This window comes from Hydrogenovibrio sp. (assembly GCF_049975065.1).
Classification (GTDB): domain Bacteria; phylum Pseudomonadota; class Gammaproteobacteria; order Thiomicrospirales; family Thiomicrospiraceae; genus Hydrogenovibrio.
Window position 1 is genome coordinate 37,315 of sequence record NZ_JBNGDN010000001.1, and the last position, 21,215, is coordinate 58,529.

At 49.7% G+C, this 21,215-nt stretch carries 21 protein-coding genes; 18 read left to right on the forward strand and 3 right to left on the reverse strand.

What is annotated here, in order from left to right:
* Positions 1 to 86 precede the first annotated feature (86 nt).
* From ACP5D0_RS00180 to ACP5D0_RS00210, 7 genes are all read left to right on the forward strand, one after another.
* A complete protein-coding gene (locus ACP5D0_RS00180; protein WP_472363524.1) occupies positions 87 to 620 on the forward strand; it encodes an OmpH/Skp family outer membrane protein in 534 nt (177 codons plus the stop codon).
* Positions 621 to 637: 17 nt separating this feature from the next.
* Entirely contained in the window at positions 638 to 1,681 is a 1,044-nt protein-coding gene (gene lpxD, locus ACP5D0_RS00185; RefSeq protein ID WP_472363525.1) for a UDP-3-O-(3-hydroxymyristoyl)glucosamine N-acyltransferase, read from the forward strand.
* A gap of 1 nt (position 1,682) precedes the next feature.
* Complete coding sequence (fabZ, locus tag ACP5D0_RS00190) at positions 1,683 to 2,123, forward strand: 3-hydroxyacyl-ACP dehydratase FabZ (RefSeq protein ID WP_472363526.1); 441 nt, start codon at positions 1,683 to 1,685, stop codon at positions 2,121 to 2,123.
* A 21-nt stretch (positions 2,124 to 2,144) separates the two neighbouring features.
* A complete protein-coding gene (gene lpxA / locus ACP5D0_RS00195; protein ID WP_472363527.1) occupies positions 2,145 to 2,915 on the forward strand; it encodes an acyl-ACP--UDP-N-acetylglucosamine O-acyltransferase in 771 nt (256 codons plus the stop codon).
* Positions 2,899 to 4,113: a lipid-A-disaccharide synthase gene (gene lpxB, locus ACP5D0_RS00200; protein ID WP_472363528.1), complete on the forward strand. Its 1,215-nt coding sequence runs from the start codon at positions 2,899 to 2,901 to the stop codon at positions 4,111 to 4,113. The genes lpxA and lpxB overlap by 17 nt, the downstream gene beginning before the upstream one ends.
* Positions 4,097 to 4,729 carry a ribonuclease HII gene (gene rnhB, locus ACP5D0_RS00205; protein ID WP_472363529.1) on the forward strand — a complete coding sequence of 211 codons (633 nt, stop codon included), beginning with the start codon at positions 4,097 to 4,099 and terminating at the stop codon, positions 4,727 to 4,729. Before lpxB ends, rnhB begins: the two co-directional genes overlap by 17 nt.
* Before the next feature lie 317 nt (positions 4,730 to 5,046).
* Positions 5,047 to 6,024 carry a chemotaxis protein CheW gene (locus ACP5D0_RS00210; protein ID WP_472363530.1) on the forward strand — a complete coding sequence of 326 codons (978 nt, stop codon included), beginning with the start codon at positions 5,047 to 5,049 and terminating at the stop codon, positions 6,022 to 6,024.
* Positions 6,025 to 6,172: 148 nt separating this feature from the next.
* On the opposite strand, the gene ykgO is transcribed toward ACP5D0_RS00210, so the two are convergent.
* Positions 6,173 to 6,298: a type B 50S ribosomal protein L36 gene (ykgO, locus tag ACP5D0_RS00215; RefSeq protein ID WP_472363531.1), complete on the reverse strand. Its 126-nt coding sequence runs from the start codon at positions 6,296 to 6,298 to the stop codon at positions 6,173 to 6,175.
* 175 nt (positions 6,299 to 6,473) lie between these two features.
* Here ykgO and ACP5D0_RS00220 point away from each other — a divergent pair, with 175 nt between their 5' ends.
* The 3 genes from ACP5D0_RS00220 (at position 6,474) to ACP5D0_RS00230 (ending at position 10,134) form a co-directional block, all read left to right on the forward strand.
* Positions 6,474 to 8,393, forward strand: a complete 1,920-nt coding sequence (locus ACP5D0_RS00220; RefSeq protein ID WP_472363532.1) for an ATP-dependent DNA helicase — start codon at positions 6,474 to 6,476, stop codon at positions 8,391 to 8,393.
* 4 nt (positions 8,394 to 8,397) lie between these two features.
* Entirely contained in the window at positions 8,398 to 9,108 is a 711-nt protein-coding gene (tsaB, locus tag ACP5D0_RS00225; RefSeq protein ID WP_472363533.1) for a tRNA (adenosine(37)-N6)-threonylcarbamoyltransferase complex dimerization subunit type 1 TsaB, read from the forward strand.
* A 171-nt stretch (positions 9,109 to 9,279) separates the two neighbouring features.
* Positions 9,280 to 10,134 carry a hypothetical protein gene (locus tag ACP5D0_RS00230; RefSeq protein ID WP_472363534.1) on the forward strand — a complete coding sequence of 285 codons (855 nt, stop codon included), beginning with the start codon at positions 9,280 to 9,282 and terminating at the stop codon, positions 10,132 to 10,134.
* Positions 10,135 to 10,194: 60 nt separating this feature from the next.
* Here the strand turns inward: ACP5D0_RS00230 and ACP5D0_RS00235 are convergent, their stop codons facing one another.
* A complete protein-coding gene (locus ACP5D0_RS00235) occupies positions 10,195 to 10,485 on the reverse strand; it encodes a hypothetical protein (protein WP_472363535.1) in 291 nt (96 codons plus the stop codon).
* Between the two features lie 308 nt (positions 10,486 to 10,793).
* Here ACP5D0_RS00235 and ycaO point away from each other — a divergent pair, with 308 nt between their 5' ends.
* The 7 genes from ycaO to ACP5D0_RS00270 all read left to right on the forward strand — a co-directional run bounded on the left by ycaO (position 10,794) and on the right by ACP5D0_RS00270 (position 19,618).
* Positions 10,794 to 12,542 (forward strand): 30S ribosomal protein S12 methylthiotransferase accessory factor YcaO, encoded by a 1,749-nt coding sequence (gene ycaO / locus ACP5D0_RS00240; protein ID WP_472363536.1) that lies wholly within the window; start codon positions 10,794 to 10,796, stop codon positions 12,540 to 12,542.
* A gap of 101 nt (positions 12,543 to 12,643) precedes the next feature.
* Positions 12,644 to 13,600: an acetyl-CoA carboxylase carboxyl transferase subunit alpha gene (gene accA / locus ACP5D0_RS00245; RefSeq protein WP_472363537.1), complete on the forward strand. Its 957-nt coding sequence runs from the start codon at positions 12,644 to 12,646 to the stop codon at positions 13,598 to 13,600.
* A gap of 41 nt (positions 13,601 to 13,641) precedes the next feature.
* Entirely contained in the window at positions 13,642 to 14,943 is a 1,302-nt protein-coding gene (gene tilS / locus ACP5D0_RS00250) for a tRNA lysidine(34) synthetase TilS (RefSeq protein WP_472363538.1), read from the forward strand.
* Between the two features lie 311 nt (positions 14,944 to 15,254).
* Entirely contained in the window at positions 15,255 to 16,880 is a 1,626-nt protein-coding gene (locus ACP5D0_RS00255) for a CTP synthase (RefSeq protein ID WP_472363539.1), read from the forward strand.
* Between the two features lie 42 nt (positions 16,881 to 16,922).
* Positions 16,923 to 17,756 carry a 3-deoxy-8-phosphooctulonate synthase gene (kdsA, locus tag ACP5D0_RS00260; RefSeq protein ID WP_472363540.1) on the forward strand — a complete coding sequence of 278 codons (834 nt, stop codon included), beginning with the start codon at positions 16,923 to 16,925 and terminating at the stop codon, positions 17,754 to 17,756.
* 167 nt (positions 17,757 to 17,923) lie between these two features.
* A complete protein-coding gene (eno, locus tag ACP5D0_RS00265) occupies positions 17,924 to 19,204 on the forward strand; it encodes a phosphopyruvate hydratase (RefSeq protein ID WP_472363541.1) in 1,281 nt (426 codons plus the stop codon).
* Positions 19,205 to 19,216: 12 nt separating this feature from the next.
* Positions 19,217 to 19,618 (forward strand): FtsB family cell division protein, encoded by a 402-nt coding sequence (locus ACP5D0_RS00270; RefSeq protein WP_472363542.1) that lies wholly within the window; start codon positions 19,217 to 19,219, stop codon positions 19,616 to 19,618.
* A gap of 51 nt (positions 19,619 to 19,669) precedes the next feature.
* On the opposite strand, the gene ACP5D0_RS00275 is transcribed toward ACP5D0_RS00270, so the two are convergent.
* Positions 19,670 to 20,257, reverse strand: coding sequence for a Smr/MutS family protein (locus ACP5D0_RS00275; protein ID WP_472363543.1), 588 nt, complete (start codon positions 20,255 to 20,257; stop codon positions 19,670 to 19,672).
* 198 nt (positions 20,258 to 20,455) lie between these two features.
* Here ACP5D0_RS00275 and surE point away from each other — a divergent pair, with 198 nt between their 5' ends.
* Positions 20,456 to 21,211 (forward strand): 5'/3'-nucleotidase SurE, encoded by a 756-nt coding sequence (gene surE / locus ACP5D0_RS00280; protein ID WP_472363544.1) that lies wholly within the window; start codon positions 20,456 to 20,458, stop codon positions 21,209 to 21,211.
* The last annotated feature ends 4 nt before the right edge of the window (positions 21,212 to 21,215 follow it).

Here is a 21,215-nt window from a genome sequence, read left to right on the forward strand (position 1 = left end):
CTGGGGTATTTGGCGTAAATAGGATTAAAAACCCGAATTAAATCGGATACAATATTTCAAATAGTTTGTGTGGTAAGGAATTTTATATGCGGAACTGGTTCGCGATCATTGTCGGAAGTCTGTGCATTTTGTTATCGAGTCAGGTTCTGGCCGAATCGGCCAAGCTGGGTGTGGTGAATGTCGCCTTGTTGTTAGAAAAAGCCCCCCAAGCACAAGCTGCGGGTAAAAATCTTGAAAAAGAGTTTGGGCCTCAGCAGTCGGAGTTGAAGCAACTGGCCAAACAGCTGGAGCAAAAGCAGCAGGCGTTCCAAAAAAATCAATTGGTGATGTCGGATACCCAAAAGCTCACGGCGGAGCGTGAAATCAGCATGATGTCACGTGATATTCAGCGTAAACGCAATGATATTCAGGAACTGGTTAATATTCGACGCAACGAAGAACTGGCTTCCTTGCAAAATCTTGTGAATAAAGCCATTCGTGAAATCGGTAAGCAGGAAAAATATGACTTGATTTTATACGAAGGCATTGCCTACACCAATGACCGGTTGGATATTACCCAAACGGTTCTAGAATACTTGCAAAAAGAATTCCAGAAAAAGCGAAAAAATTTCAACCAGTAATTTTTCAGAGCAGTCGATTGAAACTTCAAGCTATTTTAGAACATCTGGGAGCCAAGGGGCTTCAGGTTGAGTTTCTGGGAGATTCCAGCGTTCCGATTGTACAGGTTTCGAGCCTGACTGAAGCGGGTTCCCAGCACATCAGTTTTTTCTCTGACCGTAAACGACAGGCTGAACTTGCTGACTGTCAAGCCGGTGCGGTGATTCTGAAACCGGAAGACGCCGAGCTCACCCAAACCAATCGACTTTTGGTCGATAATCCTTACTATGCCTATGCCTTGACGGCGCAGTTTTTAAACCGATTGCACTATACCCCCGCTGTTCATGAAACCGCCGTTATTGATCCTTCCGTTCAGTTGGGTGATGGCATCTATGTCGGAGCTCAGGCTGTTATTGGTGGTGATGTCAAAGTGGGTAAGGATTGTTACATCGGTGCCGGCTCGGTCATCGAAGAAGGCGTTGAAATCGGTGACGGTGCTTATATTGCCCCGAATGTGACTTTGATGAAAAACACCCTGCTCGGCCGAGAAGTTCGCTTGGAGTCAGGTTGCGTTATTGGCGGTGAAGGATTTGGGTTTGCGAACCATGAGGGCGAGTGGCACCATATTCCTCAGATAGGTCGTGTTGTGGTGGGTGATCGTGTTTATGTCGGCAATAACACCACGATTAATCGCGGCACAATCGGGGATACGGTGATTGAATCCAATTGTATTATTGATTGTCTGGTGCAGATTGGGCATAACGTGCGGGTGGGTTACGGAACCGTTGTGGTCAGTCAGGTCGGGATTGCAGGCAGTACTCAGATAGGGCAGTATTGCGTTTTAGCGGGTCAGACCGGGGTGGCTGGGCATATTGAAATCGCGGATCATTGTCATTTTGCGGCGAAATCCGGCATCACTGGTCACGTCAAGGAAGCTGGACATTATTCTGGCTTTCCGGTCGTGCCAAGCGCTGACTGGCAAAAAACCACCGTGCGCATTAAAAGTTTGAATAAGATGGCTCAAAAGGTCAAGCAGATAGAAAAGCAGTTAGAAGAAATAAAATCACAATTGGAAAATAATTAAGATGCAAATTGATATTAAAGAAATTTTTGAGTATCTGCCACACAGGTATCCTTTTTTGCTCGTCGATCGCGTAACCGAATTCCATGCCGGGGAGTCGCTAAAAGCTTATAAAAATGTCACCTATAATGAACCGCAGTTTACAGGGCATTTTCCGGATAACCCTATTATGCCAGGCGTGATGATTATTGAAGCCATGGCACAGTGTACCGGGGTTCTGGCGTTTAAAACGCAAGAGGTGAAGCCGGATGGTACGTCGATGTATTATTTGGCGGCGGTGGATAATTGCCGCTTCCGCAAGCCAGCGGTTCCTGGTGATCGCTTGGACTTTGAAGTGAAAGCGCTCAATAATAAAAAGGGTATCTGGAAATTTGAATGCACCACCAGTGTGGATGGCAAATTAATTGCCTCATGCGATATGATGTGTGCGGAACGCAGCGTTTAATGACTAACTGAAGGAAATTGCGTGATACATTCAACCGCCATAATAGATCCTCAGGCTCAGATCGATGCGGATGTTGAAATAGGTGCTTATTCGATTATCGAAGGGGCGGTGACGATTGGCTCCGGCTGTGTGGTCGGGCCGCATGTGGTGATTTCTGGCCCGACGACCATTGGTCGCAACAATCGGTTTTTTCAGTTTGGCTCCATCGGTGCCGAGCCGCAGGATAAAAAGTATGCCGGCGAGCCGACCACCCTCGTAATTGGCGATAACAATACGTTTAGAGAAAATGTCACCTTAAATCGTGGCACGGTTCAGGATCGCGGCGAGACGCGAATTGGCAACGATAATTGGATCATGGCGGGGGTGCACATTGCCCACGATTGTGTGGTCGGAAACCACGTTATTTTTGCCAATGCTTCGGCGCTGGCCGGTCATGTGGTGGTGAACGATTGGGCGATTTTAGGCGGTTATACTCTTGTCCACCAGTTCTGTAATATTGGCGCACATTCTTTCTGCGGTATGGGCAGTGTCATCAATCAGGATGTGCCGGATTTTGTCACTGTATCAGGCAATCTGGCCGGCCCGCGCGGATTGAATCTGGAAGGTTTGAAACGCCGTGGATTTGATCGTGACCAAATTAATCTTGTCAAGAAGGCGTATCGTGCCTTGTACCGCACAGGGTATCGTTTGGAAGAAGCCATTCACGAAATTGATGCCATAAACGATGAGCGCGATACGCTGGGTCATCTTCTTGCGTTTTTAAAACAATCTTCCCGTGGCATTGTCCGTTAATGCTCAAGAGGCCTCACAGCGAGGCCAACCTCCCTCACCTGTTTTTGCACTGGTCGCCGGTGAAGCCTCTGGTGACACGCTTGGCGCTGAGCTGATAATCTCTTTGAAACAGCGGTTTCCGCAGGCTTGTTTTGTGGGGATTGGTGGGCCTAAAATGCTGGCTGAAGGCATGGAAAGCTGGTATCCGATGGAGCGGTTGTCGGTAATGGGGTTTTTTGAAGTCCTTAAAGTTTTACCAGGCCTGGTCAAATTGCGTCATCGGCTGATTCAAGGGTTGCGGGCGTTACAGCCGGATGTGTTTATTGGTATTGATGCGCCGGATTTTAACTTTCGTGTCGAGGCTGAACTCAAAGCAGCTGGGGTGCCGACGGTTCATTATGTCGGCCCTTCGGTTTGGGCCTGGCGCGAAAAACGGTTGCTCAAAATCAAACACTGTGTGGACGGCGTGTTGGTGCTCTTTCCGTTTGAGTTACCCTTTTATGAGAAATATGGCATTCCAGCTCGTTTTGTCGGTCATCCTTTAGCCAATCAGGTGCCTGAGGTGCCCAATGCTGAACGGGCGAGAAGGGCGCTTGGGGTGCCGTTGGATGTTCCAGTGACGGGGCTTCTGCCCGGTTCGCGTCGCAGTGAAATTGATTCCATGATCGATGTTTATGTCCAGGCAGCGGCGTTTCTCGCCGACGTCTATCCAAGTATGTGGTTTTTGGTGCCGTGTGTGAACGCCGCCGCAAAACAACGTGTGGCGCAGTCATTTTCCCAGTATGGTCGCGACTTGAACGTTCTTTTGTTGGATCAGCAGGCTCAGCGGGTGATGGAGGCCGCGGATCAACTGATTGTGACGTCCGGCACCGCCACTTTGGAAGCCGCCTTGATGAAGCGCCCCATGGTTCTGGCGATTAAGTTGCACCCCATCACCCACTGGATTATGCGTCGTCTAGCGACAACTCAGTGGGTTGGCTTGCCGAATGTGCTGGCGCAAAAATCCATTGTGCCGGAATACATTCAACAGGCGGCAACCCCTAAGCAAATTGCGTTAGGCCTGGGGAAACTCATTTCCGACCCTGCTTTGCGCCAAGCGCAACTGACCGAATTTGACGCTCAATATCACTTGCTCAAGCAAGCGGCTTCTGAGCGCGCGGCGGAGGCGGTAGTGGAGTGGAGTGGATTGAATGAGTGGGTGTATGACCAAACTACCTGAGCAATTAACCTTGTTTGAATTGGCTTCGTGCAAAACTTCCGGCTATGTTGTTGGGGTCGATGAAGTGGGGCGGGGGCCTTTGGTCGGGGATGTGGTTGCGGCGGCGGTCATTTTGCCGGAGTCGTGCGAGCTGAACCTGAAAGATTCTAAAAAATTAACGCCATCGCAACGCACAAGGCTGGCGGATGCCATTCAAGCGCAGGCGCTGGCATTTTGCATTGCCAGTGCGACACCGGAGGAAATTGATCGGCTGAATATTTTGCAGGCGACCCTCGTGGCGATGCAGCGTGCGGTCAGCGGCTTGCATTTGCCGATTGCACAGGTGTTGGTCGACGGTAACCATTGTCCATCGCTCGAATACCCTTGTGAAGCGATTGTAAAAGGGGATGGCAAGGTTCCTCAGATCAGTGCGGCCTCAATTCTGGCGAAGGTGCATCGTGACCGACAGATGCTGGCGTTGCATGAGCGTTACCCGGATTATGGCTTTCAGCAGCACAAAGGGTACCCGACTCGACAGCACCTGGAAAAGATCGCCCAATTGGGTGTGATTCCTGGATACCGCCACTCTTTTAAACCGGTTCAAAAGGTTTTGAAGGCCTGGTCTGCACGAGCTTGAGTCGGTTTTGGATGCGCGTGCCTTTCCGATGAAAGGGTGATCGTCCAGGGGCTTCCTTGAGCCATTTTTCTTGAACCATTTTTCCGGTTGCCCCAAATTGGTGAAACATTCGGGTTGAGAAAAGGGTTCAATTGCTATAAAGTTTGGGAGTGAATGGGGGATGCTGTTTGGGTTTGCCGTTTGGATTTACCCTTTAGGCGCGGCCATCGTAGCGATGCGTTTCCCGAGTCACGCTGTTACTTGAGTGAAAAACGGATTTTTTTATTATTCTGAGACTGCCTGTGTGCAAAAGTCTCCTTGAAACATTGGGATAGGCCATGACAACAACACTGGAACAGGTCGAAAAAACGGCACAGCTGAGCAAAAATAATCAAATGAGTTTGATGATTTTTCAGGTTCAATTTCCACGTGAAGATTACACGCCACCCTATTACGGCATGAATGTATTTAAAGTCCGAGAAGTCCTAGAGGGTCGCGCTTATGATTTGTCGGAGATGCCGGATACCAATCCGTTGATTGAGGGCATGATTGAGTTGCGCGGTGTCTATTTACCCGTCATTGATTTGCCCAAGTGGATGGGGTTTGAAATGACGGATGAGGAGCGTGAAAAGTCGATTATTATCGTTTCCGATTTCAGTCACAATTTCATTGGAATGCGTGTGGCGCACATTCACGGTGTGGAAGAAAAGGACTGGGCGGACATTAAGCCAGCCAGCAACTACAATGTGGATGTGAACACCAATCAAGTCGTGAATCATACCTACTTGGATGGCACCGACACCCTGTGTTTTATTCTGGATATTGAGAAACTGCTGATCGAAGCCATGCCGACCATGGCTGAAAAAATCTTCTCCTCCGCCAAAGATGTCGGTTCTCAAACCTACGATTTTTGCGACAAAGTGGCTCAGGGGGAAATCTTGTTTGCGGAAGACAGCAAGTCGATTCAGAAGTACATGGGCATGGTGTTTGATCAGTTGGGCTTAAAGCATCGTGGCTTTGATAACGGTCGCCTGTTGTTGGATCATGTGGCCAGCTTGGAGGATTTAAGCGGTGTGTCCATTATTTTTACCGATCTGGAAATGCCGATGGCCTCCGGGCATACGGTCATTAAGGAGTTGCGCAGTCAGTTAAAAAGTCGAAACATACCGATTGTGGTGCATACCTCCATGACCAGTGATAATAACAGTCGAGAAGTGCTGGAGATGGGCGCGGACTTTTTTGTCGGTAAAGTGGACACTGGCTTGATCGTGGACACCATTAAAAAGGTGGAAGCGAAATACTACACTGCCCCGTAAAACGCCAGAAGCCCAAGCGGCAACGAAGTGCGTCAATGAAGTTGTTTTTCTTGAAGGGCATGAAGGGTTTAGGCGATTCGGAATTGACAAGCGGACACAAAAAAAGGCACTGATCAGGTGCCTTTTTTAATGGAATCTCTCAGTGAGATTAACGCTGACGTGCTTTGAATCTTGGGTTGGTTTTGTTGATTACATAAACCTTACCGCGACGTCTAACGATTTGGCAGTCTTTGTGACGTGCCTTAGCTGATTTTAGAGAAGATAAAATTTTCATTTTAGATATCCAGTTGTGTTAATTGGTTTGACTCTTTGGTACCCGCGTATCGAGTGCAGCCGAGTGAAACCGAGTTTCAAATTTGAAAGGACGTATTCTACGCATTAACGAATGCTCTGTCTAGTTTTTTGTTAAAATGCTTTCTTTTTCGTGATAGGTTCCGGGCAGGGTTGAGGTGTCATTAAAATCCCAAATTGAAGCATATCTTGGTGCCGATGGCGTGATTGCCCAAGCGGTTGATGGCTATCAAATGCGGCAGGCGCAGATGGATATGGCGGAAACGATTGCCGATATCATCGAATCTGAAGGCTGTTTGCTGGCCGAGGCGGGTACGGGGACTGGTAAAACGTTTTCCTACCTGGTGCCGGCATTGTTGTCGGGTCAGAAAGTCATTGTGTCCACCGCCACCAAAACCCTTCAAGACCAGCTGTTGCGTAAAGACATTCCATTATTGATGGACTTATGCCGTGTCGCCGGCACCGTGAAGGTGTTGAAAGGGCGGGAAAATTATCTTTGCCCGCAACGGCTTGAAATAGCGGAAACGGCTGAACAAAACACTCAGTCGGTGTGGCAGAAGTTGAATCGGATTCATGACTGGCAACTCAAAACCCGATCGGGCGATAAAGCCGAATTAACGAATCTGGATGATAATGACCCTCTCTGGTCTAAAGTCTGTGCTCGCCTGGAATTTTGTCAGGCAAATGATTGCATGGGGGGAGAGACCGATTGCTTTTATCCCAAAGTCAAACAGCAGGCTTTGGATGCACAGGTGTTGATTGTGAATCACCATCTGTTTTGTGCTGACTTGGCTTTGCGGGAGCAGGGGTTTGGTGAAGTCTTGCCGGAAGCTGATATTTATATATTTGACGAAGCGCATCAGTTGCCGGACATAGCCGCACAGTTTTTAGGCTTTTCCATTAGTCGCTATCAGCTGGATGAGCTGGTGCGTGATTTGAAGTTGGCTTATCAGAAAGAAGCCCCTGAAGTGGTTGAGCTGGCCGATCAAACAAAAGCTTTAGAGCAGAAGATTACCCAGTTCCACGAGTCGCTCGGCAAGTGGGAAAAGCGCTGGACTTGGCAAGTCTTTGAGGACGCCAAGGCGCCAGTGAAAATGCTGGAGCAGTTGCGCAATCAGCTCGGCGTGTTAATCGATACGCTCAAGCCGCTGACGGATAAAGGAAAGCTGTTGTCGGCCTTGTCTAAACGCAGTCAGGCGTTTGAAAAGCAGCTTCAGAGCTGGCTAACGGCCTCATCGGATAATCAGGTGCGCTGGGCAGAATCATCGCAGGCACGATTTAAATTGAACTTAACCCCCTTGAGTGTGGCGGCACCGTTCAGTCGGCAGCGAGAGGCTTTGGGCGGCGCTTGGATATTTACCTCGGCAACGCTCAGCGTGAATCATCGGTTTGACTATTTTGCCCATCGATTGGGATTGGATGACGCCGAAACGCGTCAATGGGAGAGCCCGTTCGATTATGCGCGTCAAGCCGTGATTTATCATCCGCTGGGGTTGCCAGATCCAAAAGACCCAGATTACATCAAAATATGCCTGCGAGCGGCTTGGCCATTATTGCAGGAAAGTCGTGGGTGCGCTTTTTTGCTGTTCACCAGTCACCGAGCCTTGCAGGAAGCGAGAACCATTCTGGCCGAGCACTGGGATGGCACTTTGTTGGTTCAGGGGGATGGCCCCAAGAACACGTTGCTGCAACGCTTTAAAGACAATGATAGAGCCTTGTTACTCGGGACGAGCAGTTTTTGGGAAGGGGTGGATGTCAAAGGTGAAGCGTTGAAACTGGTGTTGATCGATCGCATTCCGTTTATTCCGCCGGATGATCCGGTGGTGCAGGCGCGTGAAGCGGCGCTCAAACAAAAAGGGTTAAGCGCTTTCTTTCATTTTCAAATCCCAGAAGCGACGATTGCTTTGAAGCAGGGAATTGGGCGCTTGATTCGCGATACGTCCGATTATGGTGTGCTGATGTTGTGTGACCCACGGTTGACACAGAAATCCTATGGGGCGATTATCACCAACAGTTTTCCGAATTTTAACTGGGTCTTTTCCGTGGAAGAGGCCAAACAAAAACTGAGAGAGACCTGAACGCATGACGGCCACCGCCAGTATTCTCGCGATTGAAACTTCTACCCAGGCCTGCTCAGCCTGTCTGATCCATCATGGCACGTCTTATTTAGAGTATGAGTTAGCGCCGCAGAAGCATGCGGATCGTATTTTAACCATGGTTGAAAAGGTGCTTCATCAGGCCGATGCCAGGCCTGGTGATATCCAGCTTCTGGCTTTTGGGGAGGGGCCGGGGGCGTTTACTGGCGTGCGAATTGCGACCGGCGTGATTCAAGGGTTGGCCTTTGGTTGGGATAAGCCAGTACTGGGCGTTTCAACCTTGGAAGCACTGGCTTGGCAAGGGTATCAAGCAACAGGTGCCTTGGATTGGCTGGCGTTTCTGGATGCGCGTATGCAGGAAATGTATTTACAGGCGTGTCGCATTGAGTCGGGACGCCTGGTTTCGCAAGCGCCGCAATTGATGTCTGCCGCGCAAGCGCACCAGTGGATCGAAACCCAGACCGGTACGCCCAGTGGGGTGGGTGATATAGCGGTGGAGTTTCCAGTGACAGCGGCCAGGTTTTCAGCCTGGTACTCGGCGCGACCTTCTGCGCAGGCGATCGCGGAGGTCGCGCAACAGCGCTTATCCCAAGCGCATTCGGTGGATGATGTTTTGCCAATGCCGCTTTATTTGCGCAATCAGGTGGCGGAGAAACCTAAGCCTAAACCACCTTCCGCGTATAGCCGGAAAATTTAATGTCGGTTCTTCGGTTTTTCGACTCATCACCTTGCGCCAAGAACGGTCAAAAGCTTGGTTTCTTAACGGATCCCTTTGGGCGAATGGTAGAATGGCCTCTTGGTGGGGGCGATACGTTTGAAGAGATACGTTTGATGAGATACCTTTGGTGAGAAAAGTATGGAGAAGGAAGTGAAAAAGCAATTGTCTGTCTGGTTGGGTCTGCTATGGCTTCTGTCCACTACTTGGGCAGTAGCCGATACGGTGTCGTCAAAGTTTAAAGTGGGCGAAACCATTCTGGTTGGGTTTCCGGCGAATAACATCAAGGGAGACGCATACATTATCGGTATTATTCGTAAAGTCACCCCAGAGGGCGATTATCAGATTTCGGTTCGCGACTTTGTCGAGGGGCATGATTATGGTTTGTCCTGTGTGCCGATTGCGGTAAACGAGAGGGGGCAAGAAACGGGGCAGTCGGGCTGGGAAATCTGGGACAATACCAAACAGTTGACCAGTGAAGGCTTGGAGTATATTGTGCCACGCGATAAGGTGATGAAGCTGGACAAAGGTAAGCTGAATTTTATTGATCGGTACAATGTTTACATTACCTACTCACGCTGGAAGTCGAATGTGCCGGTGATGTCGATCGATCGGCTTGATAGCGCAGAAGCCGAAGCGGCTTATGCGGGGATTGAAGGGATTATTCCGGCGCTGGAAATCGCCAAGCTGGATCGTGCCAGTTATTACGACCCTGAAAACGGTCGCCCCTATTGGCCGCACGAGTCGGTGCCGCATCTCAATGTCTTGCTGGCGCAAGTGAGTGATTTGCTGAAGGAAGACCCAACGTTGAACCAACTTTGGCGGGCTCAGTCGCGGGATTGGCCAGCGATTGAATCCAATATGCGAACCTACTTTTTAGTCGATGCCATGGATAAAGTGGTTCGCGATGCTGAAGCCATTCTGTACGAAGAGGACGTGAAAAAAGCCGATCCCGAAGCGCTGAAAACCTTAAAGGCTCAATTGAAGCACCTCGGGATGGCGGATTAGTGGGTTTGAATGATTTGTGGTTGTTCTGCGATGGCAGCAGTGGGATTGAGTGCGTTTGCGTTATTTTGGGAACTTGTAGTAGGTGACGTTTAAATAATCCACCACCTGTTCGCGCTCATCGTCAAACCAGCCAACATTCAAATTGCTGTCACAATAAGCCACGGCTTTTTGCAGATCGGCATAGTTTTTTGGACTCATTTTAACCAGTGTTTCTTTGTTGTAGCCCAGCTCGGCATGGCATTTCATGCAGTTGGCGTCATCGTGTAGCGTTTTGCCAGGATGGGCTTCGGCGTGCGCCATGATCGGGGTTAGGAGCAAGCCGGTCATTAAAAATGCTTGAGCGTGTTTCATAAGATAGAGCCTCCAAAGTGAAATATTCAAGATTCGTCCGACAATAATACGATTTCATTGTACTGATAAACGGCTGGGCTTCTTATTAATGTTTTTACCCGCACACTAAATAAAATTTATCATTATAAAATTGATCATGGTTGCTTTGAAGACTGGTTGCTTTGAAGATTTAGTTCTTGGCTACCAATGATCTAACCCGAGATAAGTCACAAAATGCCCAGGTCTGGCAATTTTTCAAGCCGCAAGGCTGCCGGGATGGCTCTGGCTCCGTGAGGGGTTGAGGAAGTCATGATTCACGAGGAAACTGTATGGTTGAAAAAACGTTTATTAAAGGCAAGGATGCCTGTCTGGAAGAGTCGATTTTGCGAATGCAGTCGCTGTTGCAGGCCGCGGGGTTTGATATTGAAGAGGTGTCTTGGTTGAATCCGGTGCCAAATGTGTATTCGGTTCACCTACGCGACCGCAACTGCCCGACATTGTTTACCAATGGCAAGGGTGCCAGTCGCAAAGCCACTCTGGCCAGCGCTCTGGGAGAGTTTTTCGAACGTTTGGAGACCAACTATTTTTTCTCCGACTTTTACCTTGAACCGTCAGAGGATGACGCGGATAAAGCGCCGGACTGGCTCTACTTTCCAGATGAAAAAACCATTGCTTTAGAGGATTTTAAATCGCTTTTAACGCCGTCGCTCTGGGCGATTTATGAGGCCGATGGGGATTTGAGCGGTGACGACTTTTTGAGTTTAAACGATTCGGTTGAGCGCATTCGCTGTTTGCCGCTTCGTCAGGCACGTTCGGGTGAAATCGTCTATTTTCCGATGAATCTGTTGAGTAATCTTTATGCGAGTAATGGGTTAAGTGCGGGCAATACACCGCAGGAGGCCTTGGTGCAAGGCTTGTCCGAGGTGTTTGAACGCTGGGTGAAGCAGCGTATTCTGACCGAGAACCTGTGTTTGCCGGAGGTGCCGGAGGCGTTGATTCAACAGTTTCCAACGGTGGTGGCGGCTCGAACGGCACTGCAGGCGGAAGGCCTGGCAGTGTCGATTCGCGATGCTTCCCTTGGCGGGGCTTATCCGGTGATGAATGTGACTCTGCTGGATCGAAAAAGCGGACGTTGTTTTGCCTCTTTCGGTGCTCATCCGATGTTTGAAGTGGCGCTGGAGCGCACCTTGACCGAGTCGTTGCAGGGACGTCGTCTGGAGCAGTTGGACGGTTTTCAGACACCGGTGTTTGATGCGGAACGGGTGGCAGAGGATGAAAATATTGAAAATCATTTTATTGATTCCAGCGGGTTGATTCATGCACGCTTTATCAGTCGGCAATACGATTTTGAATTTGTGCATTGGGATTTTGAGGGCGACACAAGCGCTCAGCTGGAAAACCTGTTGCAGCGCTTTGACCGTGAGGGGCGCGATGTTTTTTATGCCGAATATAATCACTTTGGCGTGCCAGCCTGCCGAATCCTGGTGCCCGGGGTGTCAGAGGTGTTTCCGAGACATGAGTTGCTGGAAGATAATCAGAATCGCGGACGGGCCTTGCGTGAACAATTGGCCGCGTTAATGGTGTCTAAGGCGCCGAATCGCTTTGAGGCGGCTTATGACGCCATCGAAGCGATGGGGTTTTCGGAGCACCAGGGAGTGGCGAATTTAATTGGCTTGCGGCCAGACCCGGGGTCTTATTGGCAAAAGCTGAAGATGATTGAATTGCAGATGTGGCTGGCGCTGGCCAGTGGAGACTATGAGACAGCGTTGGATGCGTTGCAGACCAGTTTGTATTTTGTGGATGACCCGGAATGGCACCGGTTGTATATTGCCTTGGAATTTGGGTTGGAGGTTCTGCTGCAGAGTGATTTGGAAACCTATCCCGTTTCCGTTCAGGCGGATTTGTTTGGCGAGGCCTTGACCGAGCGGGTGTGGCGTTGTATTCGTGGAGAAGAACTGTTTGGCGGTTTGCCGATGGGGGCGGCCGCTTTTCAGGAAAGTCGCAGTCATCGGGGGTTGTTACAGGTCTATCGCCGAGTTCAGGCGGTCAAAGCAAAAGCTTGGGGAGCGGTGGGCTAATTTGTTAGAATAGCACCCCATTATTTGTTGGAAGTATTGTTGGATGATTTTCCGGTGGCGACTTCGGTTGGCCCTGACACAGAAAAGACGATAGGACACTTATGAAATTAGATTTTTTAGAGTTTGAACAACCGATTGCGGAGCTGGAAGCCAAAATTGACGAATTGCGTCATTTGGACGGGCAGGACATGGATTTGCTAAAAGAAGTGTCCGCTCTGGAAGAAAAAAGCCGCAATCTGACTCAGTCCATTTTCAGTCGGCTGTCGGATGTGCAGGTCGCCCAAGTGGCGCGCCACCCGCAGCGCCCTTATTTATTGGATTATCTCAGCCAAATGTTCACCGATTTTACTGAAATGCACGGCGATCGTGCGTTTGCCGATGATGCGGCGATAGTGGGCGGTTTGGCGCGTATCGATGGGTATCCAGTGATGGTGATTGGACAGGAAAAAGGCCGAGACACCAAAGAAAAAATTCGCCGCAATTTTGGTATGCCGCGCCCGGAAGGGTATCGCAAAGCGCTGCGTTTAATGAAAACCGCCGAGCGTTTCAATCTGCCGATTTTGACCTTTATTGATACGCCGGGAGCTTACCCAGGAATTAATGCTGAGGAACGCGGTCAGTCCGAAGCCATTGCCCGCAATCTCATTGAGATGGCGGAGTTGAAGGTGCCGGTGATTTGCACGGTGATCGGTGAAGGCGGTTCTGGCGGTGCTCTGGCGATCGGTGTGGGGGATGTCACTTTAATGATGCAATACAGTACTTATTCGGTGATTTCGCCGGAAGGCTGTGCCTCCATTTTATGGAAAGATGCCGCCAATGCGGCGGATGCCGCCACTGCGCTGGGCATTACCGCGCCCAGACTGAAAGAGTTGGGTCTGGTGGATGTGATTGTGTCCGAGCCATTGGGCGGCGCGCACCGAGACCCGAAGGCGGCGGCCGCCTCTTTGAAACAGGCGCTGCTGGAACAGTTGGACGCCTTAAAGATAGAGCCTGTAGAAACCTTGCTGGAAAATCGTTATCAGCGCTATATGCACTATGGCAATTTTGATGTGGCTTGAGGCCGGGGCGTATCTGACTGGGGTTTTGAACGAGGTTGAAAATGTCGCAATCAAAGGTCGAATCCGCCGTTTCGGCCTGGCTGGCGCAATATCCGCCGCCCAACCGCTTTTTGGTAGCGTTTAGTGGTGGTATGGATTCTGTGGTATTGTTGGACGCCTTATCTAGGGTATTGCCGCCCAATCGGCTCCGAGCGGTTTACATTCATCATGGGTTGCAACCCGAGGCGAGCGATTGGCAGGATTTTACCGCGGACTTCTGTCGTACGCGCGGCATTGAGTATCAGTCGGTGGCGGTGCAGGTGGCGACCGCCAAGCGTCAAGGCCTGGAAGCTTTGGCGCGTGCAGCACGCTATCAAGCCTTGTATGAATGCCTTGATGCCCAGACCATTTTATTGACGGCGCACCATCTGCGAGATCAGGCGGAAACCTTTCTGCTCAATGCGTTGCGCGGTTGCGGCCTCTCTGGGTTAGCGGCCATGCCATCCGAAAAAACCGTGCGTTTCCAAGGGCGAGTGCACCTGCATGCTCGTCCACTTCTTGATGTGCCTTATTCGGCCTTGCAATTTTATGCGCACCAGCACCGTCTGACTTGGGTGGCGGATCCCTCCAATTCCGATCCGAGCTTTCGGCGGAATTTCATCCGCCATCGCGTGTGGCCACACATTGACCAGGCCTGGCCAAAAGCCGAAAAGACGTTAGGGCAAACCATTGAGCATCTGTCCGAATCCGTCTGTTTGTTGGATGCCTTGGCCAAGCAAGACCTGGATGGAGCAGTGATGAATGCCTATCAATTAAGCTTGGAAGGGGTTTCCCGTTTGGGCGCTTTGCGGGTTAAAAATGCGTTGCGCTATTGGGCGCGTGAAGTGGCGCTGAATGTCCGCTTAAACGAGACGGTTTACGCTTGGGTATTACAGTGCTTGCAGCATTCAAACCCTGAATCGCATCCGCGTTTAAAGCAGGCGGGCATGGAGTATCGTTGGCATCGAAATCAACTGTATGCTTTTTCAGAGGCCATGTTGCGCGTAATTGCCGATGCGGATTATCGTGTGGTTGGGGCGGACTTTCAGGCACAAAATTATTATTTTTCGCATAGGCTTTACCAAGGTACAGAAAGTGACCAGGCCTGGTTAAACGCCAGATTATCGTCCGATGGGGCTTGGGTGCGCGCGATGAAACCAGAAGATGTGCAGCGCCTCGGTTTGAAGTCGCGTCTGAAAAAATGGTTTCAGCGTCAAGGGGTGCCGCCTTGGGATCGTCGTCGCTGGCCGCTGTTGGAAAAAGATGGCGAAATCATCGCCGTTTTGGGCGGTGTTGAAGCGGATCTGTCGCATCGAACGGAATGAATGATTGCCCAAAAAACGGGGTTACGGTATAATTTGATTCCATTCTGATTATCCAATTCCGGTAGGTACTAGCCAGTTTCAAAGGCATTTTTTAATGATGTCTTTAACCCGAATGTTTTATGGATTTGTGCCGAAATTGCGCAGAACCTTGTTTTCACAAGGAAATTTTCGAAGAAGTGTCGTATTCATGATTACGGCCGACTGAGAAAATATTTCTTGTAGAATCAAGGAGCAAGCAAGGTCGGTGCAAATTTGTGAAATATTCGGGTTAACTGAATAATGCTGAATTAAGTCCAAGCTAAAGTGATTTCATGACAAAGTTTATATTCGTAACAGGCGGTGTGGTTTCTTCTCTCGGGAAGGGCATTGCGGCCGCGTCTCTCGGCTCTATTTTAGAAGCGAGAGGGCTTAAAGTCAGTATGCTGAAAATGGATCCGTATATTAATGTGGATCCGGGCACCATGAGCCCGTTTCAACATGGCGAAGTCTTTGTGACCGATGATGGCGCTGAAACCGACTTGGATTTAGGGCATTATGAGCGTTTTGTACAACGTAATTTTACGCGACGCAATAGCTTTTCGACCGGTCAGGTTTACGAAAAAGTGATTCGCAATGAGCGGCGCGGCGATTATTTGGGCGGGACGGTTCAGGTGATTCCGCACATTACCGATGAAATTAAACATCGCATTCGGTTAGCCGCGGCCGGTGCGGATGTGGCTTTGGTGGAAGTGGGCGGCACGGTAGGGGATATTGAGTCCCTGCCGTTCTTGGAAGCCATTCGTCAACTCGGTGTGGAAGTTGGTCGTGAACGTGCCCTTTTTATGCATTTGACGCTTCTGCCTTATATCGCCGTGGCCGGAGAAGTGAAAACCAAACCCACGCAGCACTCCGTCAAAGAGTTGCGTTCCATCGGGATTCAGCCGGATGTGCTGATTTGCCGTTCTGAACGCCCCCTGGAAGCTTCCGAAAAACGTAAGATTGCGCTTTTCACCAATGTGGAGGAGCAGGCGGTCATCAATTCACTGGACGCGCGCACCATTTACGAGGTGCCCAGAATGCTGCATGAACAAGGTTTGGATGAATTGGTTACAAATCGTTTTCGCTTGGATGTGCCGGTAGCGGACTTGTCGGACTGGGATCGGGTCGTGGATGCGCAAATGCATCCCAAGCAGTCGGTGGATATTGCCATGGTCGGCAAGTATGTGGATTTGACCGAAGCCTATAAATCGTTGATTGAAGCGCTGATTCATGGTGGTATCAAAACGCTGACGCAAGTGAATATTCACTATATTGATTCCGAGGACATTGAAAAAAACGGCACCGAAGCCTTGCAGAAAATGGATGCGGTGCTGGTGCCGGGCGGCTTTGGCGAACGTGGCGTTGAAGGTAAAATTCAAGCGATTCGTTTTGCCCGTGAAAACAAAGTGCCTTATCTGGGGATTTGCTTGGGGATGCAAATGGCGGTGGTGGAGTTTGCCCGTCATGTCGCCGGGTTGGATAATGCGCACAGCACTGAGTTGAATGCCGACACCCCAACGCCGGTGGTGGCCTTGATTACCGAGTGGACGGATGAAAACGGTGAGTTGGTCGAGCGTGACGAAACCACGGATCTCGGCGGCACCATGCGTTTAGGCGCGCAAGGGTGTTTGTTGGTGGCCGGAACGAAAATTGCAGAAATCTATGGTCAAACGCTCATCCGTGAGCGTCATCGACATCGTTATGAAGTCAATGATGGCTATATCGCCAAGCTGGAAAAAGCCGGGTTGATTATTTCCGGGCGTTCGGAAGACGGTAATCTGGTGGAAACGATTGAAATTGAAAACCACCCTTGGTTTGTGGCGTGTCAGTTCCATCCAGAATTTACATCGACCCCGCGAAACGGTCACCCTTTGTTCAAAGCCTTTGTTGAAGCTGCGAACACTCACAAAAACGCTTAGAGATCTTGGTTGTAACGCTCTCTTTTATGAAAAGGCATTGAAATGAATTTATGCGGTTTTAAAGTTGGAATCGATCAACCGTTATTTTTGATTGCGGGTCCGTGTGTGATCGAATCGGAACAGTTGGCACTGGATACAGCCGAGCAGCTGAAAGTTTTGACCGACACCTTGGGCATTCCGTTTATTTTTAAATCGTCTTACGATAAGGCGAATCGTTCGTCCACCAAAAGCTTTCGCGGCTTAGGGATTGAAGAAGGCTTGCGTATTTTGCAGAAAGTGAAAGACGAGATCGGCGTGCCGGTTTTGACGGATGTGCATGAAGACACGCCATTGGATGAAGTGGCGTCGGTAGTGGATGTGATGCAAACGCCAGCCTTCTTAGTGCGTCAAACCAACTTTATTCAAAACGTCTGCCGCCAAGGCCTGCCGGTCAATATCAAAAAAGGTCAGTTTCAGGCGCCTTGGGATATGGATCAGGTGGTATTGAAAGCGAGAGAAGTCGGGAACGATCAAATTATGGTCTGTGATCGCGGTACGTCCTTTGGTTACAACACCTTGATTTCCGATATGCGCGGCCTGGCGTCCATGCGTCAAACCGGCTGTCCGGTGGTGTTTGATGCGACGCACTCCGTGCAGCAGCCGGGTGGGCAAGGCACCACTTCCGGCGGGCAGCGTGAAATGGTTCCGGTGTTGGCGCGTGCTGCCGTAGCAGCCGGTGTCTCCGGTGTTTTTATGGAAACCCATCCGAATCCGGAAAAAGCCTTGTCAGACGGCCCGAATATGTGGCCACTGGGGAATTTGAAGCCCTTACTGGAAACCCTGAAGTCCATTGACGATGCGGTCAAGGAAAAAGGCTTTATTGAAAACCTGTCCTAGCCCGAAAAGTTCATAAATCACGCCCCTTTTCGCTTTTATGAATTTCCGGGCTAAAACCGGCTTCAAAAGCCGATAAACCGAATTTGTCATCCGGCTGCCATAATCTGTTTTTAGAATGCAACGGATGAAACCAATAAACTGAGTTGAAAAGAAATAGGAAAATGCACATGTCATTGATTAAAGAGATTAAAGCACGTCAAGTCATCGATTCCCGTGGTAACCCGACGGTGGAAGCTGATGTGATTCTGGAAGACGGTTCAAAAGGTCGTGGTATTTCGCCCTCCGGCGCCTCCACCGGCTCGCGTGAAGCGATTGAGTTGCGAGACGGTGATGCCTCGAAATTCGGCGGTAAAGGCGTTTTGAAAGCGGTCAATAATATTAACACCGAAATCAAAGCCTGTTTGCTGGGCAAAGACGCTACCGACCAAGCCGCGATTGACAAGGCGATGATCGAGTTGGACGGAACCGACAATAAAGCCCGTTTGGGCGCCAATGCGATTTTGGCGGTTTCGATTGCGGTGGCGCAAGCGGCGGCAAAGTCCAAAGGCTTGCCCTTGTATGCTTACTTGAAAACCGACGATTACAAAATGCCGGTTCCGATGATGAACATCATCAACGGTGGTGAGCACGCTGACAACTCGGTGGATTTCCAGGAATTTATGATTATGCCGGTCGGCGCACCGTCCATTGCAGAAGCCATTCGCTATGGTGCTGAGGTGTTTCATGCGCTGAAAAAAGTGTTGCACGATAAAGGCTATAATACGGCGGTGGGCGATGAAGGTGGTTTTGCACCGGATCTGAAATCCAATGAAGAAGCGATTCAAGTGATTTTGGAAGCGATCGAAAACGCCGGCTACAAAGCGGGTGAAGACATTATGATTGCGATGGATGCCGCGTCTTCCGAGTTGTATAAAGACGGTCAATATTATCTGGCGTCTGAAGATAAGACTCTATCTTCCGAACAGATGGTGGATTTACTGTCCAGTTGGGTGGATAAGTACCCGATTATTTCGATTGAAGATGGTTTGGACGAGTCCGACTGGGACGGCTTCAAATATCAGACGGAAAAAGACGGCAAGCGTTTGCAAGTGGTCGGAGACGATTTGTTTGTCACGAATCCAAAGATTTTGCAAGAAGGGATCGACAAAGGCATTGCCAACTCGATTTTGATTAAAATCAATCAGATTGGTACTTTGACCGAAACCTTTAAAGCGATTCAAATGGCCAAAGACGCCGGTTATACGGCGGTGGTATCACACCGTTCCGGTGAAACCGAAGATACGGTCATTGCCGATATTGCGGTGGCGACGGGTGCCGGACAAATCAAAACCGGTTCCATGTCCAGAACGGATCGTATCGCGAAATACAACCAGTTGATTCGCATTGAAGAAGAGTTGGGCGATGCGGCGGTGTACCCTGGAAAAGACGCCTTCTATAACCTGAAATAATCCGGGTTAATCTTGAAAATCATCTACATTGCGTTCGCAATTGTTATTTTGATTCTACAGGTTCGCCTCTTGTCATCGGACGGTGGCGTGGGCGAACTGATGTCTTTGCAAAACAAGCTGGATGCGTTTCAGGCGAAAATTGATGCTTTGGAACATCAAAATTTTTTGCTTCGCAAGGAAGTCAAAGATTTGCAATCCAATACCCAAGCCATTGAAACCATTGCCCGTCAGAAACTGGGCATGATCGGTGAAAATGAGGTCTTTATTAAAGTGGTTGAACTGCCTAAGGTTCCGGCCGCAACGGAACCCTCAATCACATCGGTGCCTTCTCCTGAAAACCCTATTGAAAATCAAGCTTCAGACAAAGATTCTGAGCCATCCTCCGACACCTCACTGAGCAAATCGTCTGACTAGAATGCAATCGCTCTGATTAACCGCTCTGATTAAACGCTTTGTTCACTCGGGCTATTTGTCGGTGCCGCTTGTCGTACCTTGTTTTTTTAAAAATACGTACACGGCGCCAGTGCCACCGTGCTTGGGTTGCGCGCTGCAAAAGGCCAGAACTTGAGGCCATTGTGGTAAACGACAATTGACTAGATTTTTTAAAACCGGTTGCTTCGATTCGGAGTTGTAGCCCTTGCCGTGCACAATGATAAGGTATCGCGCTTTGTGGGCAATGGCTTCCTGAAGAAACCGAGCAAGTGCTTTGTCCGCCTGAGCTTCGGTCAAGCCATGCAGGTCGAGTTCAAACGCGGTTGAAAAGTCGCCTTTTTTTAACCGTTTAAAATCCTGTGCCGAACAGTCTGGTTGTCGGTATTCGAGCGTTTCAAACGCAGAAACGCTCTGGGTAGAGTTTTCCCAGGCCTGGTGTTTCATTGAAAATGAGGTCTGATTGTCGAGATGATGACTGGGGTGATGCGACGTTTTGGTGCGCTTGCGTGGGCGGAGGTGTCCTGCCGCATTGGGTGAGTAAGCTTTGGACGTTTTGAGTTTTTGTACGTCCTTTACGGCTTGTTCAAACAGGGATTTATCTGCATCTGAAATGGACGACATAGGCTATAATGACAGGCTTTAAAAACGTTATTTTAGCGCAGAAAGTCTTTGTTATGAAGAATTCGCGCTTCCCGTCAGTCGTGTTCAACCGAATGGACGGCAAGCCCTTTAAACGAACCAAGCGTTCAACAGGACCTTATAAAAAAATTCAGAACCTCATAATAATATTCAGGACTTCATAATAATATTCAGGATCTTATGAAAATACTACTCTCCAATGACGACGGTTATGATGCGCCAGGCATTCAAGCCTTGTGGAATTGTATGCAAACCCTCAATGTGCATTCTGAGCTTCGGCTGATTGCGCCGGATCGGAATCGCAGCGCCGCCAGTAATTCTTTAACACTGATGGAGCCTTTGCGGATTAAATCGCATGGCGAGTCGATCTACAGTGTGAATGGCACCCCTACGGATTGTGTCCATTTAGGCATCAATGGCGCTTTGGATTTTCAGCCCGATATGGTGCTTTCGGGCATCAATGCGGGTGCGAATATGGGGGATGACGTTCTCTATTCGGGGACAGTGGCGGCGGCGACGGAAGGGCGGTTTCTTGGTAAACCCTCCATTGCGGTTTCCTTGTGCGGTGAAACCCATTTTGAAACGGCCACGCATGTTATCAGCCATCTATTTAAAGCGTATCAGACGCTGCCGTTGGATCGCACGACCATTTTAAACATCAATGTCCCCGATATTCCAATCGAGGCCTTAAAGGGCATTCGGATCACTCGTTTAGGCAAGCGACATTGTTCCGAAAGGGTCGTTTGCACACAAGACCCGCGTGGTAAACCCATTTACTGGGTCGGTCCAGCTGGCGAAGCGGAGGATGCGGCTGAGGGCACCGATTTTCATGCGGTTGAACAAGGGTATGCTTCCATAACGCCTTTGAAAATTGATTTAACGCATTATGAAATGCAAGCCCTGTTAAACGGGTGTTTTGACGGGTGCGTGACCTGATGGA

Coding starts and splice junctions, on each gene's coding strand:
- fabZ (WP_472363526.1), top strand. CDS start 1,683: ATGCAAATTGATATTAAAGAAATTTTTGAGTATCTGCCACACAGGTAT.
- ACP5D0_RS00180 (WP_472363524.1), top strand. CDS start 87: ATGCGGAACTGGTTCGCGATCATTGTCGGAAGTCTGTGCATTTTGTTA.
- eno (WP_472363541.1), top strand. CDS start 17,924: ATGTCATTGATTAAAGAGATTAAAGCACGTCAAGTCATCGATTCCCGT.
- tilS (WP_472363538.1), top strand. CDS start 13,642: ATGTCGCAATCAAAGGTCGAATCCGCCGTTTCGGCCTGGCTGGCGCAA.
- accA (WP_472363537.1), top strand. CDS start 12,644: ATGAAATTAGATTTTTTAGAGTTTGAACAACCGATTGCGGAGCTGGAA.
- kdsA (WP_472363540.1), top strand. CDS start 16,923: ATGAATTTATGCGGTTTTAAAGTTGGAATCGATCAACCGTTATTTTTG.
- ACP5D0_RS00275 (WP_472363543.1), bottom strand. CDS start 20,257: ATGTCGTCCATTTCAGATGCAGATAAATCCCTGTTTGAACAAGCCGTA.
- ACP5D0_RS00255 (WP_472363539.1), top strand. CDS start 15,255: ATGACAAAGTTTATATTCGTAACAGGCGGTGTGGTTTCTTCTCTCGGG.
- ycaO (WP_472363536.1), top strand. CDS start 10,794: ATGGTTGAAAAAACGTTTATTAAAGGCAAGGATGCCTGTCTGGAAGAG.
- tsaB (WP_472363533.1), top strand. CDS start 8,398: ATGACGGCCACCGCCAGTATTCTCGCGATTGAAACTTCTACCCAGGCC.
- ACP5D0_RS00210 (WP_472363530.1), top strand. CDS start 5,047: ATGACAACAACACTGGAACAGGTCGAAAAAACGGCACAGCTGAGCAAA.
- rnhB (WP_472363529.1), top strand. CDS start 4,097: ATGACCAAACTACCTGAGCAATTAACCTTGTTTGAATTGGCTTCGTGC.
- surE (WP_472363544.1), top strand. CDS start 20,456: ATGAAAATACTACTCTCCAATGACGACGGTTATGATGCGCCAGGCATT.
- ACP5D0_RS00235 (WP_472363535.1), bottom strand. CDS start 10,485: ATGAAACACGCTCAAGCATTTTTAATGACCGGCTTGCTCCTAACCCCG.
- ykgO (WP_472363531.1), bottom strand. CDS start 6,298: ATGAAAATTTTATCTTCTCTAAAATCAGCTAAGGCACGTCACAAAGAC.